We start from the raw sequence: 15,381 nt of genomic DNA on the forward strand, positions 1-15,381 counted from the left end.
CCCGCCAAGTGATCGTTGCGCAGTATCCGGTACTTTGGGCTCAGTGGAGACTTTCAGTGAATTCCACTCAACGACCGCTATGCGGACCTTGCAGTCGTTCGCTGCATCCGCGCCAAAGGCCGGTTCGCAGATAGACGCTGTAGTGCCGCGCATCTGCCGGATAATTCGGTTGTTTTCTGTGTAGGTCCGTCCGGCTATTCCTTTGGCTCAAAAAACACTCACCGTGCGGCCAAACTTTTACCCAGCGGTATCGCGCAGATAAGCGATGAGCCCAATTCGCTCTTCCCTGGTCATTTCTGGCGCGCGAAGCATCTCGGTCCCTGGGACAACACCGGTTGGATCATTCAGAAACGCGTTGAGGGCTTCCACGTCCCAAACGCCATCCAATTCGGCCATGGCGCTTGAATAGCCATAGTCATCCCTCGCCGGGCGCGGCGCGCCGAAAATCCCAATCAAACTCGGGCCAACATGCGGACCTGTCGCGGGTTTGCCCTCTTCGGTCTCATGACAGGTATTGCATCCATGTAGCGCACGTTGCCCGGCTTCGATATTGGCGTTTTCAAGTTCAAGCAGTGTGATCGGCTCAGGCAAATTCGGGGTCGCGCCGTTGTCGCGCAGAAATTCAACCATATCCTGCTTGCCGGACATAGCTGCAGCGTGAATGGCCGGACGCCCCTTGTTGTTCCGGAAATTCACGTCCGCTCCATGCTTTAACAACAGTTCTGCAGCTTCGAACGCCGCGCGGGCGGCGGCTTCGTGGATCGGTGACTGATCGAAATCACCTGCCATCAAGTCCGGATCGGTGCCATTTTCAAGCAGCAGCCGAACGACGTCGGCGTCATTGGCGCGTGCGGCGGCGTGGATCGGACTGCCGAATGTGTAGCTGGTGTTGGCATCAGCGCCGTGCTCCAACAGCACCTTGACCACTTCGGCGTGTCCACGTTGAGCGGCAAAGAATAGCGGGCGGCTGAGCGTTTTGGGGTCGTCAGAATTCGTTCCGAGAACTTCGACAACGGCTTGCAAATCGCCTTCTCTCGCAGCCGCAATCAAATCGGGGTTCGCAGAGGCGTCGTTCCCACAGATGAAAAAACCCAGCAAAATCCCTGATAACGTCATTGCTCTGGCCATCGTCGTGCTCCTCGCCGGTACGCGCAGCACTTTACACCAAAAAAGGTCTCAAAGCGAAATTCCAAAAAATCTTCGGCTGTTAGGTTTAACCAGGTTCAGTTTGATAAGCTGCCCTTCTTCGTGCCTGCAGCATCCGTCGAAACGGGCTCAGATCCGCCATTCGCTGCATGGTGCATCAATGACTGCAGCGCGGACATTTCGGAGGTGCTGTCAGACGAATTCGAACCAGTCTCTGGTAGGCCAGTAGAGCTGTCCTTTATTCCATACCAAGTTCGCGCCACTCGGCAAGAGCGGCGCTGCGCGTCAGCTTGAAGGTGTCTCGGCTGGTGAGCGATCTTTCCTGGTTGAAATGGTTGTAGACGGAGGAATGGACGGAGGCGAATTTCTGCAAACTTCGCATGCGTCTGAAACGCTGCATCGCGCGTTCTCGTCGGCGGAATGGCAGGTGAGAGTTCTCAACCCGGTTATTGAGCCACCTACCCGTCCTTTGTTTTTCGAGTGCGCCCATTTCTCTAAGTGCAGCCTTGTAGGAAGCGAAGCGATCCGTCACGATCTCTTCGGCACAGCCGTGCCGCTTCATCAGTTTCCTGAGGAATTTCAGTGCTGCGGCTTTGTTTCTGCGCTTCGTAACGACAGCTTCCAGCACCTCGCCTTCGTGATCGACAGCCCGCCAGAGGTAGTGACGTTTGCCATTCACCTTCACGAATACTTCGTCTACGTGCCACTTCCATTTGGAGAACGCGCGCAGTTGCTGAACACGCTTTCTGCGGATCTCTGAAGCGAACATCGGACCAAAACGGTTCCACCAGTAGCGGACAGTTTCATGGCTGACATCGATGCCTCGCTCGTGCAGCAGGTCTTCGACATTCCGCAGCGATAGCGGAAATCGGATGTACAACATCACCGCAAGACGGATGACTTCGGGACTGGTTTTAAAGTACTTGAAAGAGGCAGGTTTGGTAATTCCCCAACGCTACGCAAACCCCGTGCCCCGCTCAAGCAAAGTTAATCTGACAAGACCCTTGGCGCAATGTTCAACGAATAGGGCTTCACCTTGGGTTAAAACTGTATCAGCCGCCGAATAGAATGGAGCAACTGATACTAACATTGCAACCGCACGCACAATCAGCTTGATAACTGGACTTCGCCTTCAATTTCTATCGCGAAGCCCAATGGTAGACCGGACACACCAATGGCTGATCGAGCGTGGCGACCTACGTTTGCTCCAAAGACTTCAATGATGAGATCGCTGAAGCCATTCACGACCAGATGCTGTTCCGTGTATCCTGGGCTCGACGCGACCATTCCAAATACACGTGTCCAACCGGCAATTCGGGACAGCTCGCCGATTTCTGCTTTCATATTTGCGAAAACAGACAGCGCAATACTTCGCGCCTCAGCCTGGGCTTCTTCGGTAGTGAAATCGACGCCCACCACTCCGAATGGACCTGCAATACTGCCGTCGCTCGCACTCTTTGGGCTTCCGGAAAATAGCAATCTGTCACCACGCACATTAACGAAGGAAAAAGGCAGGTTGACCCCGATTGGAGGCTTTGCGGGTGCAGGTAGGCTTAACCCCAGTGCATCCATTCTTTCTTCTGGTGTTGCCATGTTTGGTCTCAGAACATCGTTTCTTCTGGGCTAACATACCAGACGATCAAGCGCACGTCGGCCTTTGGCTTGAAACCGCAGTTCGCTGCAGGTCTCTCGAACTACTGCTCTGCGGGACTTTCCAGACCTTCGTTCTGGTTGGCCCGACGGCGGCTTCTGGCCCGAACCCGACCTTTTTGCCGGTCGCGGTGAATTTACACTTTTGAGCCTTAGATGACCAATATTTTGCGTTGGCAACCGTGTATCGAAATCCCTGAAAATAGCGACAAAAGGACTTAATAACAAATATCGATTTATTGGATTTGAGCGCTGTGATCGAGATCAATAGCTTCAAGCTTCTATTGGGCTATACATAGGGTGTCAGCTCGTGAAGCCTTGTTTGCCCGTGATCACTAGAATTTGGGAAGATTATGTTTATGAATCATTTTGGTGTCGTTGTGGATTGGTTTCGAGGTTTTCTCACTGTTCTTTTGATAACTGGTGCGCTTACGTCTTGTTCCCGTTCCCCTGAACTGGTTGGTATCGACAACTCCAAGATCCCTGCCGTTTCTGTCACGGAGGCAACGCGGCAAAAGATTTTCATCACCACCACAAGGCAAGCGACAGAGGTTGTTGGAGCATTCTACTCTGGCCAAAGAGCTCCAGAACTGGGATTAGCATCGGTTGTAGTATCGATACCACCTAATCATGTTTCAGGAGAGTTAGAGCGTTCCAAGAGGATGCCGCCGGACCCAAGAACTGAATTTGCGGTCATCGAACCGACAGTCTATCAAACCGACGATGCATTCATCAGGTCCCTGAATGGAGCGCTCGCCAAGTTGCCACCCGGTGATCGCGACATTCTGTTCTTTGTGCATGGCTACAACAACACTATCAGCGATTCGATCCTTCGGCTGGCCCAGTTTGTAGAAGACACGGACTTTAAAGGCGTGCCTGTCTTGTTCTCCTGGGCGTCTGCAGCACAACCGGTCAAGTACGTGTATGATCTGAACAGCGCTCTTGCAGCGCGTCCGCAGTTCCTGAAGGCCGCAGACATACTTGTCAGAACCAAGGCAAATGGCGCTGACATATTCGCACACTCGATGGGCTCGATGTTGTTAATGGAAGCAATCGTCTTTGCCGAACGGGCGGGCAAGTTCAACTCCACGGGTCGCCTCAAATCCGTCATGATGGCATCTCCGGACATAGATATTGATGTGTTCCGGTCTCAATTGGGCATGATAGACGGAGACCGCACCAAATTGTTTGTCCTGACATCCAAGGATGATAACGCCCTTGGGTTTTCTCGCAGGATTTCGGGTGGGATTAGCAGGGTGGGAGCGTCCGACTCAGCCGAACTTGCCGAGCTTGGAGTGACTGTGATCGACCTGAGCAATATTGATGACTCCAAATCTGGCAGCCATTCGAAATTCGCAGGATCACCGGAAGTCGTACAATTGATTGGCCAGGGTCTGAACAGTTCCAGCCGCTTTGGGAGCAAGTCAAATCATCCCCTTGAAAATATGATCTCTGGCCTGCCCATCCTAGTTGTATCAAACTAAAGGCCGATGCCTCTTGATGTTTCGGGGAAGTATCAAAGTACATTTGGGCTACGCAGCCGGTTTCAACCAATAGACAGAAAAATCGTTTACGCGCCCAATGCCCCCGTTGAATCCCTAAATGCTAAGACCATAAAAATTACGTTTAGCCACCTTTACTTCCACCTATAGCAAGGCTGCGCAAACCGCCTTTTGCGACCAATGCTGCGCCCGAACACTATGTCTGCATTGGGCTCGGTCCGGTCATTCGCTGCACTCCGCATGAGCGACCGCAACGCGGACAAAGTTGCCGTTTATTGCCACTGGCAATCGCTTTGCGAAATCGCATAAGTTCCAGTTCCGGAAGCGTAACAAAATGCCTGTTGCATTGCCTTTTTGAGTTACTGCTCCGGTGAATACCAAATTGGCGAGGTCCATGCTCGTTCTTGGATCCAAACTGCGACATCCTCAAGGAGCGGCAGGCCGTGGCGTACTGCATCATACGTCGTCCAGCGTGGAGTGGGAATTTCGATAACGCGCATGTAGTACAGCGCATGTTGACTAGGATCAAAATCGTCGTCTGTCCAATGACCAAACAACTCCGCTGCTCCGATTGCATTAGTGTAGGTGGCAGTTCCAGGATCAACCGTATTGCCAACGGGCGGTAGTTTGTTATTTGCATCCGGTACACGATCTCCTGACCATGCTATATCTATGATACGTTCTTGCGGTTCTCCGTCCTTATCGACCCAACCTTTGACGATTTGTATGCGATCGAGATTGGCTCCGATCGGATCTTTCAATGCGTGCACGGAAAAAGTAGGTGGGCCGTCCAAAGCTGTCAGAGAACCGCCCATCGGTACGCCGTTGGCATAACCGTCCATTACAAGCTTTACGGGATCGTTGTTGCTTTGCAGCATTGCACCGCCAAAGAAACGCGGCTGTATCCTAGGGCCTGACGTCGCGAAAGTTTCCCGGCTTTGCATCGCGTCAAATATTGCACCACGCGTGTTTTTGGGCGCCCAGACTCCTGCGAGCGAGCCCGGGTTGGCGTCGGGGCCAAGCAACCAGCCGTCTATTTCGCCTTCGCGGCGTTGCTCGATAGTACCGTCGGCAACACCATGGCTGCCATTATAGGTCGCCTCATCGACATCACTTGGGGTACCGTTATGATTGTCGGTGCCTCCGATGAAACCAAGTTTCCAAGGGTTCGCCCCTAGTTTCTGCTCATAGTCGAGCCCTTTAGTCGCAGCCCAACGGACGAAGCCATCGTTGCGGAAGGAACGTTCACTGAATGTGGCGATACTCTGTGCATTCTCGAAGTTCGCAAATTCGTCGTTAGGCGACACGCCGGGATGGGTTTCGGAATTGCCTTTGATCTGCATCATCTCGATCAACGGCTCCCACTTGGCGCGACGCTCGGCATATTCACGTGTGATCGGATTTCCGGCATTGTCGATCGGCTCAAACATTAAGCCTTTGCTTCCGTTAGAATTATGTGGGATGGCCAACAGTGTAGAGCCCGCAGCTTCTTGCTCCTCCATCCACTCCCAAAGTTCTTCCTCGTCTGTAGTATCAAGCGCACTTAGCGGGATGTCCGGCACATTTTTGTCGCGGAAAATCACGTTGCGATGCATGTTTCCAGCATTGGGGGCCGACGTCCATTCAAACGCGATAAGGCTGGTAAAAGTCCCTGGCTCGTAATGCGCCTCTGCAGCCCCTACGACATAGTCTTCCCAAGCCGTTGCTGTAGTTTCAAGTCCAGCAAAAAATGGGGGATGCTCAGGCTCGCCAGATCGCATGTTGCTTATTACATATTTCACGAACCATGCGCGTTGCGTTTCTATGTCCGACAAACCGCGCAACTCAGCAAGAGCTTCTTGGTAATGCCCTGGAGCAGATGGGATCTGCGTTGAGAGCATCTCGCCAAGAAATTCTGCATGATCGGAAACGGCCGCAAAATCCAGAGGTCGATCAATTCTGCGCTGCACGTTGTTTACCGAGACAGGTTGGCCCTTCGCGAAGCGATACGCGTCCGTAGGTGTCAGACGTGCACCTCCAATGTAGGCATCAAGTGAAAACGAAGTATGTACATGAGTTTCGCCGAAGTAAGCGTTCTTGATCGGGTTCTCAGGCACCATGGCCTCAAGCGCGCTCCAATCATCTTGTGCCAAAGCGGGAATTGCTACGGTCAGAAAGAGGAGTGACAATGCTGGCAATGACTTTCTTTTCATCAAAATTCCCTTTCAATCTCTAGTTGCCGACTATGGTGTCGAACGATGGCTCCAAGCAATGCCAAATATTTGGCAGATGTCGGCGCACCTTTTCAGTTTGTTGTAAGTGATAAAAGAGAACACCAATTTTTAGGTGGCTGCTTTGGGCTCGAAGCAGCCGTTCGCTGCGCAGTGTATCAATGACCGAGTTGCGGACAAACCCGCCGTTGCCGTCAGAACACTTAGAGACTGCTCCCGACCCCATTGGGCAAACAAGTCATCGTTGGCCCGAGCGTAGCGTATCGCGCCGGCCACCCCCAGTCCGGTCAGTGCGAGACGATCGCTAGCCCCGCGAATATGAGCGCCCCGCCTGCCCAATCGCGCGGCTCTAGCCCTTCGCCGATACTGTAGGCGTAGGTCAGCACGATCAGCGTCTCGAGCGCAATTATTATTAGATACAGCTCGGAAAGTGGAACTGTGCGCATCAGCACCACCTCGGACTGGGTGGCGGCAAGAAAACCCAGAATGATCAGAGCAAGCGCCACCGCCGTCCATTCGGCTGAGGCCAGTTTCATTCCGATGGTTGCAACGCCATACCCCCCTGCCGCCAAGACGGCCAAGGCCAGTGGTTTCAACGCCAGAAGCTCCATGTTTCAAATCCTTCGCCGTGCGCAAAAAATCCGCGCACCTCTCATGAACCAATATTCTCTGCGTAGGATTTTAGCATTCGCATGATGGCGCATCAGTGAAGCTGTTTACTTTACTTTAGCGAAGTGAAAGCCGGTAAGAGTATTGCTTATTCAGATGAAGCGAATAACGGCTACCTCATAACCCTGATGTGACGAAATGAATGATCTGAAAGTGACCTTGGAAAGCAAAATTACTTGTCCTGAGTGCGGCCACGCGACCGTGGAAACGATGCCAACCGATGCGTGTCTGTGGTTCTATGAATGCACTGCCTGCAATACCGTTTTGAAGCCGTTGCCCGGGGATTGCTGCGTTTACTGTTCCTACGGCACCGTCGCTTGCCCGCCAATCCAAGAGGGAAAAAGTTGTTGCGGGTGATGTCCGCGTTGGGCTCAGAGCTGTCATTCGCTGCAGTGACTAGGAACGTCCGCTTTCGGTGGTAGGCCCGAATTATGTGCCCCGAAACTGACCCTATGCCTAGCGACCAGCAATGTGCTAATATAGGTCAGCAATGCTAACCTAACATAGGGGGCAACCATGGCTGGAAAAAGGAAGCCAGGTCCTGCGAAATCGCCAATTGGTCGTCAGGTGCGCGCAATGCTGGATGCGAGGTGCATTGAGGAGGCAGAAGGCATTATCGACGCTGTTATCTCTGCCGCCAAAGGTGGGGACATCTCCGCGGCCCAAACACTGCTGAACCGGATCTATCCCCCTAGAAGGGGATGCCTGATCACATTTGAGCAGTTTCCAGTAAACGATGCTAAAGACATCAGCATGGCCTACGATCATTACGAGCGACTGGCGGCGGACGGAAAGATCAGTACCGAAGAACTTGGACAACTTACCGCTCTTGTTGAACGGAAGGCGAAGGCGTTTGAACTGATCGAGCAGGAACGCCGCATTCAGGAGCTGGAAGATCGGATTTCTGAATTGAAAGCAGGGCTGATGCCAAGGGTCGCCTGAGATGGCAAAGCGAGCCCGACAACTCAAAAAACTGTCCGGCGAAGTTGGGCGCCTTGGTGCCCTAATGAAAGCGGTGGCTATGGAGGGTTACACCAGCCCGTCGCTTTGGGCTGCCAAGGCTTTGGGTCTTGAGCTGGACGATTGGCAAGCGGAAATCATGGAGGCCGAAGCAAATCGGATCTGTGTGGTGGCTAGCCGCCAATCCGGCAAGAGTACCGTTACAGCGGCTCGAGCGGCCTATACTGCTCGCACGAATCCGGGGTTTCGCATCGTGCTGGTTTCTCCAACTTTCCGCCAATCAAGCGCTCTACGGACGAAGGTTGTGGGCTGCCTTCAAAGGGCTGAAGTGCACTATGGCCAATCGAGAGAAGAGATCCGCCTCTTAAACGGCTCCAGCATCATTGCCCTGCCGGGAGATGATCCGGACAAAGTGCGCGGAGCGACAGCAGACCTGGTCATCATTGATGAATGCGCTTTTGTGAAAGAGAACGTCGCTGCGGCAATACTGCCGATGTTGACTTCAACAGGCGGCGATTTGATCGCTGTCAGCACACCAAATGGACCGCAGGGACTGTTTCACGAGTTGGCGACAGATAAGGATGTGCACGTGATCAATGTACCGGCGGAACGCATTGCTCGGTTTGACGAGGACACGCTTTCCGATCTTCGCACCCGCCTTGGTCCAGCACGAGCTTCACAAGAACTCGACTGCGCCTTTGTCGTGGCAAACCGTTCCGTTTTCGACGCAAACGCGTTGGCCGCGATGTTTGGAGGCGGTGTGGCCATCGCTCCAAATTTAGGCGAGATCAAATTAGCTGCTGCGAAAGAAGATAGTGATATCGCCGCCCAAGAGGGATCGGCCAGACGAAGGAAGAAACATAGCGAACCGAGCAACCAACGGCGTTCATATACGGAAATGTGGGGGGTCTTCTAATGGCCCTGTCCGATCGGACATCGAAGCGCGTTGTTTTCGGCAGGATCATCACCGCTGGTGGGGGAGGACCCAACCAACCGGTGGTGGTGATCTGCTCGTCTGGCGTCTGGACTGCCGATGGGCAAAACAAGGACGGCTATGCCTGGACGCTGCAGCCCGCAACCCTTATTCCACATTGGTGCGTTGTTCGAGATGGGGATGCGCGCACAATCCGGGATATCGTCGACGCCGACCTCGAAACATGGCGCGAAGGCTGCAATCCAACTGCACCGGCAGTGGTCATGAGCGATGTTGGGCAGAACCTTGCCGCATCTGATCTCTTTGCAAGCCGCTCTGGCTGGGAAGATCCGACGACTTTCGCAAGCGTCCTTGTCAATGGTTCGACATCTGATGGCACTCAGTTTGACTCACACGGCCGACAAGTTATTGGCGCCAGATTTCTTGTGTCTTGGTTTGATCGAATGCTCTGGAAGAACCCAAACCATGTCACACCGCCTCTGGGGGCATTTGGTGCCCCATGGGTTCAAGACAGGATCGTCCTGGCCTTCGATGCGAACGAATACTCGCTCCCCAACGGCGGGCTGGCGTGGGAGGCCGTCGGTCGCGCTGCAGCGTCTACCGAGGCTCTGATCCGGCGCCATGGCATCGGTGATGTGGATACACTGGCCGGCCTCTCGGCGGACGAAACTGTGGCCATCGCGCTGATGTTGCAATTTTGGGCGGCCTATAATCATGCGCCGGTCAGAAACGCGGGGCCAATTCACTATCTTGCCCCACACCTGGTCTGATGATTGTTGCCGGTCTCGATCTTGCAAAGCGTTCAGACCATTCTGCACTGGTCATAATCGAAGCCGGTGAAACTATGAAGGTGACGCACGCGTTGCGGCTACCGCACCGTCCTTACCGCGAGCAGATAAAACTTCTCAAGCCTGCCCTGTCTGGTGTTGATCACCTTGCCTTTGATGGCACGGGCGTTGGTGATGCCGTGGGCGAGATGATATCGGACATCAATACAACAGGAGTGGTAACGACCGGCTCTAATTCCAAACCTCGGGTATCCGATGATGGTCGGATCATGATTTCCAAGCAGGCACTGATCGGAGGCATAAGCTCGGCTTTAGCTTGCGGGCAGCTAAGAGTTGCCCCAAACGCTCCGGGGCGCGCAGACCTAGCTGCTGAAATGGCGGCTTTCGTAACGATTCCCGGATCCAGGAAGATGGAAGCCAGCCAAGGTCGCCACGACGATCTGGTCATGGCGCTAGGATTGGCGGTGTTGGCGGCCTCGACTCCCAAGGCTTTTAGGTAGAAAAATAGGTATAAATCAAAAAGTATCAGGAAAAAGTAATTAAAATCAAAAATTTAATTGTTTAGTTTGGTGGAGCCTAGGGGAGTCGAACCCCTGACCTCTTGCATGCCATGCAAGCGCTCTCCCAACTGAGCTAAGGCCCCATACAAGTACTGCCGAAGCAGTGGACGGACGTTTATGAGACAGTGGCGGTTAGCGCAAGTCCAAAAACAGGCTGAGTGACCAAAAACTTTCAGCCCGCCGTCCGGGACGGTTCGAGGCGGCGCGGGGCCGCCTCTGACCGGAATTAGTTTTCGTCCTCGGACGACATGTCAGTGATGTCGTCCAGCGAGACGTTATCATTGTCGTCGTCATCATCGTCCAGCAGATCGTCGTCCAGTTCAACGTCGACGTTGTCGTCATCATCCAGAACAATATCTTCATCCGACGCGTTCTCACGCGCTTTGGCCGATGCTGCGTCTTCCGCATCTGCGGCGATCATCCGGCTTTTGCCGGTTTCAAGCTCCACGATCTCGCCGGTATAGGGGCTAACGATCGGGTCCTTGTTCAGGTCATAAAACCGCTTACCGGTTGTCGGGCAAACGCGCTTTACACCCCATTCTTCCTTGGGCATGTCAATTCCCCTTGATATCAGGTGAGTCGTATCGACAATTCAGGTCACGTGCCACATGCGGCGGGTACTGTCAAAGCCTTTGAGCAGGAGAAACAGGCATATGGGAGATCACGCACTGCCCGGGACGCCTCCGGTGCCGCTGACATTGCGCAAGTCAGCACGGGCGCGACGGATCAGCCTGCGAATTTCCCAATTGGACGGGCGCGTTACACTGACTTACCCGCAAGGCGTACCAGAGGCCGAGGCGCTGAACTTTGCACGTATGAAAGAAGACTGGATCCGGCAACATCTTGAGGACAGACCGGAGCTGTCGGTTGTCCAGTTTGGTCAAAGTATCCCGGTCGAGGGCGTCGCACGGCGAATCGTTCCCGCCAGCGGACGTCGTGTGCAGATGGGCACTGATGAAATCGCAGTCCCAAAGGGCGCCGAGGCGCGACGTTTGGGCAGATTTCTCAAGGAACTGGCGCGGGATCGTCTTACCGGGGCGTGCAATGACTATGCGGCCATGTTGGGACGTCCGTATTCCAGCCTGACGATCCGGGATACGCGGTCCCGCTGGGGGTCGTGCAGTTCGACAGGTGGTTTGATGTTTTCTTGGCGGTTGATATTGGCCCCGTCCGATATCCTGCATTACGTCGCGGCGCATGAGGTTGCGCATTTGGCAGAAATGAACCACTCGCCCGCGTTTTGGGCGCAGGTTGAGCGCATTTTCGGGGACTACAAAGACCAAAGGCGGTGGCTGCGCGACAACGGGGCGCAGCTTCATCAGTATAGATTCGATACTGCCATGAGTTGACCGCAGGTCAGTTTGTGATCACATGGGGGCATGTTAAGCGCTCGTCCTTCAGAAACCCAAACAGCAACACATGACCGGGTTTACCGTGCCCTGCGCGCCCGTATCATGCACGGTGAGATTTCGCCGGGTCAGGCTCTGACTTTGCGCGGGATCGGCAAAGAGTTTGGTGTTTCGATGACCCCGGCGCGCGAAGCGGTGCGGCGTCTGGCAGCCGAAGGCGCGCTGTTTCTGTCCTCATCCGGCCGTGTCTCGACGCCCGAGTTGACGAATGACCGGATCGAAGAGCTGGCGGCCCTGCGCGCCCTGCTTGAGGTTGAACTGGCAAGCCGCGCTTTGCCTCGGGCGCATATGGCTTTGATCGACCGGCTTCAAAGCATCAACATGAACGTGGCTGAAATGGTCACCAAACGCGATGCTGTCGGCTATATCCGGACCAATCTTGAGTTTCACCGGACCCTTTACCTGAGGGCGCAGGCACCCGCGATGCTGGCCATAGCCGAAACCGTCTGGCTGCAATTGGGACCGACGATGCGCGCTTTGTATGGTCGTTTGCGCCGGACCGAGCCGCCGCATTACCACAAGCTGATCATTGCCGCGCTCAAGGCCGGGGATGAACCCGGTTTGCGCCTCGCGGTGCGCTCGGATGTCACGCAGGGCCTGAGGATGCTGGTCAGCTAGGCGACTTGTCGCCGAGCGCTCTGCGTCTGCTCTGACCTGGTTCGTCGTTCTGGTTTAGGGCGCGGCTCTGTTGTACTCTGGACCAAATCACAACAAGAGCAGATTTCAGCCATGATCAATCGTCGAGTATTTTCTGTCGGCCTCGGGTCCGCCCTTTTGACTGCATGTTCCGCAGGGACGCAGTCCAATGCACCTGCATCGCGAATGCGTGCCGTTCCGAACTCGGGCTGGGATGCCTGGGTGGCCGGTTTCAAAGGCCGCGCGGCCGCGCAGGGCATTTCGCAATCCACAATCAATCGGGCCTTTCAGGGGGCGGGTTATTTGCCTGACGTGATCGAACGCGATCGCAATCAGGTTGAGTTCAAGCGCTCGCTCGAAGACTATCTGGCTATCGCCGCCTCGGATGAGCGGATTGAGACGGGTCAGCAGATGATGGTCCGCCACGCCGCGACGTTGTCCAAGATTGAAGCGCAATACGGTGTCGACAAAGAGGTTATCGTTGCGGTCTGGGGGCTTGAAAGCCGCTATGGTGCCCGCCGTGGTGATGTGCCCTTGATCTCGGCGACCTCGACACTGGCTTATGACGGGCGGCGGGGTGCATTCTTTGAAAAGCAATTGATTGCGGCCCTGCAGATCATTCAGGAGGGCGACACGACGCCCGACAAGATGACTGGAAGCTGGGCAGGCGCAATGGGCCACACCCAGTTCATTCCGACCTCGTACCTTGCCTATGCGGTGGATTTCACCGGCGATGGACGGCGTGATATCTGGTCTGATGACCCAACAGATTCACTTGCTTCTACAGCGGCATATCTGGCCCGCGCGGGATGGGTGCGCGGGCAGCCTTGGGGTGGCGAGGTTGGAACAGTCTCGGGCACGCCGGTCGCGGTTCTGCAGCCGCAAAAGCCGGGGCCGCGTATTGCTGTTTTCCGCAATTTTCAGGTGATCAAGCGGTATAATAATTCGGACAGCTATGCGATTGGCGTCGGGCACTTGTCCGACCGGATCGCTGGCGGTGCGCCGTTCCAGGCATCGTTCGGGCCGGATGCCGCGGGTTTGACGCTGGAAGATCGCAAGGAACTGCAACGCCGATTGACTGCCGCCGGGTATGATACGCAGGGCGCAGACGGTGTGATCGGGAATAACACGAAATCCGCCATCAGCGCCTATCAGGGCGCCAAGGGCCTGCCAGTGACGGGCGAACCCTCGGTGGCGCTGTTGCGGCAGTTGGGGGGCTAGGCGCGTTACGCGGCCAGCCCTTTGGAACCGATATCGAGGAATTTTTGACGGCGGTCGCGGATCAGAGCGGCCGCGTCTTTGCCGTCCAGCTCGTTCAGCATTGCGGCAATCGCTGCGCGAACCGAGTCAACCGCAGAGGCGCGATCACGATGAGCGCCACCTTTAGGTTCGGTGATGATACGGTCGCAGACGCCCAGTTTGTAAAGGTCTTGCGCGGTCAGGCGCAGGGCCTCTGCCGCTTCGCGCATCTTTTCCGAATCTTTCCACAGAATCGACGCGCAGCCTTCGGGCGAGATGACCGAGTAAACCGAATGCTCCAGCATCGCCACGCGGTTTGCCGTGGCAAACGCCACCGCCCCGCCCGAGCCGCCTTCGCCTATGATGACCGAAACCAAAGGTACGCCGATTTTCAGGCACATCTCGGTTGAGCGGGCGATCGCTTCGGACTGGCCGCGCTCTTCCGCGCCTTTGCCGGGGTAGGCCCCAGCCGTGTCGATAAGGGTGATGACCGGCAGCCCAAACCGCCCTGCCATTTCCATCAGTCGGACGGCTTTGCGGTATCCTTCGGGCCGGGCCATGCCGAAATTCCGTTCGATCCGCGACTTGGTGTCCGAGCCTTTTTCGTGCCCGATCACCATGACCGGCTGGTCGTTGAAGCGCGCTAGACCACCTATCACGGCCAGATCGTCGGCAAAGTTTCTGTCCCCGGCCAGCGGAGTGAATTCGGTGAACAGTTCCTTGACGTAGTCCTGACAATGTGGGCGTTCAGGGTGCCGTGCCACCTGACATTTGCGCCACGGGGTCAGATCCGCGTAAAGCTCGTCCAGCAGCTTGGCGGCCTTGGCGTCCAGTGCGGCGGCTTCTTCGGCCACGTCCATCTCTTCGTTGGCGCGGGCCAGCGCGCGCAATTCCTCGGCCTTGCCTTCAATCTCGGCCAGGGGTTTTTCGAAATCCAGATACTGGGTCATGACGCCTCTCAACGCGGAATTTCCCTGCTATATGACCTGACGTCGCGCCGGATGCAACTCGGGCAATGCGATCGGCCTTTGTTGCCGTCAGATTTCTTCGCCAAGAAGCCGGTTACGCTGGCCATAGAACGGGGTACAGCGAAGCCACCAACAATATCGCCATGGTCCAGTTGAACACCGACAAGCGTTTCGGGTTGGTTAACACGCGTGCCATCTGTTGCCCCAGAACCGTCCACGTACTGACCGAGGGCAGGTTCACCGCGCCAAAGACCAACGCAACGACAACGATGGCGTTCAGAGTCTGCTCGGGCGTGTAGGCGGTTGTGGCGGTCAGGGCCATGACCCATGCCTTAGGGTTGACCCATTGAAAAGCTGCGGCCTGTAAAAAGGTCATCGGCGTGCCCGAGGTCGCCCCCGCCTTGGCCGGCGCTGCATGGGCGACCTTCCAGGCAAGAAACAGCAGATAAAGGACCGAGGCGGTTTTCAGGATCGTATAGCTGATTGGGAACCGATCAAAGACCTGCACCAATCCGGCCCCGACAAGCAGAACCATCACCGTAAAGCCCAATCCGATCCCCAACATGTGCGGGACTGTCCGGCGAAAGCCAAAGTTCGCACCCGATGCCATCAGCATCAGGTTGTTTGGTCCCGGTGTAATGGACGAAACAAAGGCAAACGTGATCAGGGCCAGAAGAATCTCATAAGTCATGAAGGGGATAATTGCTGCG

At 55.3% G+C, this 15,381-nt stretch carries 17 protein-coding genes and 1 tRNA gene; 9 read left to right on the forward strand and 9 right to left on the reverse strand.

Features of this window, described 5'->3' with window-relative positions; all coding sequences use genetic code 11:
- Positions 1-237: 237 nt before the first annotated feature.
- From ACT2B1_RS04835 to ACT2B1_RS04845, 3 genes are all read right to left on the reverse strand, one after another.
- Positions 238-1,128 (reverse strand): ankyrin repeat domain-containing protein, encoded by an 891-nt coding sequence (locus ACT2B1_RS04835; protein WP_481668676.1) that lies wholly within the window; start codon positions 1,126-1,128, stop codon positions 238-240.
- A 256-nt stretch (positions 1,129-1,384) separates the two neighbouring features.
- A complete protein-coding gene (locus ACT2B1_RS04840; RefSeq protein WP_481669003.1) occupies positions 1,385-2,029 on the reverse strand; it encodes an IS6 family transposase in 645 nt (214 codons plus the stop codon).
- Positions 2,030-2,253: 224 nt separating this feature from the next.
- Positions 2,254-2,739, reverse strand: a complete 486-nt coding sequence (locus ACT2B1_RS04845; protein ID WP_481668677.1) for a RidA family protein — start codon at positions 2,737-2,739, stop codon at positions 2,254-2,256.
- 416 nt (positions 2,740-3,155) lie between these two features.
- Here ACT2B1_RS04845 and ACT2B1_RS04850 point away from each other — a divergent pair, with 416 nt between their 5' ends.
- Positions 3,156-4,280: an alpha/beta hydrolase gene (locus ACT2B1_RS04850; protein ID WP_170499405.1), complete on the forward strand. Its 1,125-nt coding sequence runs from the start codon at positions 3,156-3,158 to the stop codon at positions 4,278-4,280.
- A 377-nt stretch (positions 4,281-4,657) separates the two neighbouring features.
- Here ACT2B1_RS04850 and ACT2B1_RS04855 read toward each other — a convergent pair whose 3' ends face one another.
- Together ACT2B1_RS04855 and ACT2B1_RS04860 are read right to left on the reverse strand one after the other, a co-directional pair.
- Positions 4,658-6,490 carry a DUF3604 domain-containing protein gene (locus ACT2B1_RS04855; RefSeq protein WP_481668678.1) on the reverse strand — a complete coding sequence of 611 codons (1,833 nt, stop codon included), beginning with the start codon at positions 6,488-6,490 and terminating at the stop codon, positions 4,658-4,660.
- A gap of 305 nt (positions 6,491-6,795) precedes the next feature.
- Positions 6,796-7,119 (reverse strand): 5-aminolevulinate synthase, encoded by a 324-nt coding sequence (locus ACT2B1_RS04860; protein WP_481668679.1) that lies wholly within the window; start codon positions 7,117-7,119, stop codon positions 6,796-6,798.
- Between the two features lie 268 nt (positions 7,120-7,387).
- Between ACT2B1_RS04860 and ACT2B1_RS04865 the strand changes: the two genes are divergently transcribed.
- The 5 genes from ACT2B1_RS04865 (at position 7,388) to ACT2B1_RS04885 (ending at position 10,359) form a co-directional block, all read left to right on the forward strand.
- Complete coding sequence (locus ACT2B1_RS04865) at positions 7,388-7,534, forward strand: GDCCVxC domain-containing (seleno)protein (protein ID WP_481669004.1); 147 nt, start codon at positions 7,388-7,390, stop codon at positions 7,532-7,534.
- Positions 7,535-7,693: 159 nt separating this feature from the next.
- Complete coding sequence (locus tag ACT2B1_RS04870) at positions 7,694-8,119, forward strand: hypothetical protein (RefSeq protein WP_481668680.1); 426 nt, start codon at positions 7,694-7,696, stop codon at positions 8,117-8,119.
- A gap of 1 nt (position 8,120) precedes the next feature.
- Positions 8,121-9,053 carry a terminase large subunit domain-containing protein gene (locus tag ACT2B1_RS04875; protein WP_481668681.1) on the forward strand — a complete coding sequence of 311 codons (933 nt, stop codon included), beginning with the start codon at positions 8,121-8,123 and terminating at the stop codon, positions 9,051-9,053.
- Positions 9,053-9,841, forward strand: a complete 789-nt coding sequence (locus ACT2B1_RS04880; protein WP_481668682.1) for a hypothetical protein — start codon at positions 9,053-9,055, stop codon at positions 9,839-9,841. The genes ACT2B1_RS04875 and ACT2B1_RS04880 overlap by 1 nt, the downstream gene beginning before the upstream one ends.
- A gap of 74 nt (positions 9,842-9,915) precedes the next feature.
- Positions 9,916-10,359: a hypothetical protein gene (locus tag ACT2B1_RS04885; protein ID WP_481668683.1), complete on the forward strand. Its 444-nt coding sequence runs from the start codon at positions 9,916-9,918 to the stop codon at positions 10,357-10,359.
- Between the two features lie 67 nt (positions 10,360-10,426).
- Here ACT2B1_RS04885 and ACT2B1_RS04890 read toward each other — a convergent pair.
- Positions 10,427-10,502, reverse strand: a tRNA-Ala gene (locus tag ACT2B1_RS04890).
- 143 nt (positions 10,503-10,645) lie between these two features.
- Positions 10,646-10,972, reverse strand: coding sequence for a TIGR02300 family protein (locus tag ACT2B1_RS04895; RefSeq protein ID WP_170350278.1), 327 nt, complete (start codon positions 10,970-10,972; stop codon positions 10,646-10,648).
- A gap of 100 nt (positions 10,973-11,072) precedes the next feature.
- Here ACT2B1_RS04895 and ACT2B1_RS04900 point away from each other — a divergent pair, with 100 nt between their 5' ends.
- The 3 genes from ACT2B1_RS04900 (at position 11,073) to ACT2B1_RS04910 (ending at position 13,685) form a co-directional block, all read left to right on the forward strand.
- The gene (locus ACT2B1_RS04900; RefSeq protein WP_481668684.1) at positions 11,073-11,768 is read left to right on the forward strand and encodes a M48 family metallopeptidase; all 696 of its coding nucleotides are present in this window, start codon (positions 11,073-11,075) and stop codon (positions 11,766-11,768) included.
- A gap of 30 nt (positions 11,769-11,798) precedes the next feature.
- The gene (locus ACT2B1_RS04905; protein WP_171125422.1) at positions 11,799-12,446 is read left to right on the forward strand and encodes a GntR family transcriptional regulator; all 648 of its coding nucleotides are present in this window, start codon (positions 11,799-11,801) and stop codon (positions 12,444-12,446) included.
- A gap of 111 nt (positions 12,447-12,557) precedes the next feature.
- Positions 12,558-13,685: a lytic murein transglycosylase gene (locus tag ACT2B1_RS04910; protein WP_171241408.1), complete on the forward strand. Its 1,128-nt coding sequence runs from the start codon at positions 12,558-12,560 to the stop codon at positions 13,683-13,685.
- 5 nt (positions 13,686-13,690) lie between these two features.
- Here the strand turns inward: ACT2B1_RS04910 and ACT2B1_RS04915 are convergent, their stop codons facing one another.
- Entirely contained in the window at positions 13,691-14,653 is a 963-nt protein-coding gene (locus tag ACT2B1_RS04915; protein WP_171125418.1) for an acetyl-CoA carboxylase carboxyltransferase subunit alpha, read from the reverse strand.
- A 112-nt stretch (positions 14,654-14,765) separates the two neighbouring features.
- A complete protein-coding gene (locus ACT2B1_RS04920; protein ID WP_171212672.1) occupies positions 14,766-15,362 on the reverse strand; it encodes a LysE family translocator in 597 nt (198 codons plus the stop codon).
- Positions 15,363-15,381 lie beyond the last annotated feature (19 nt).

Source organism: Ruegeria sp. S263 (assembly GCF_056780525.1).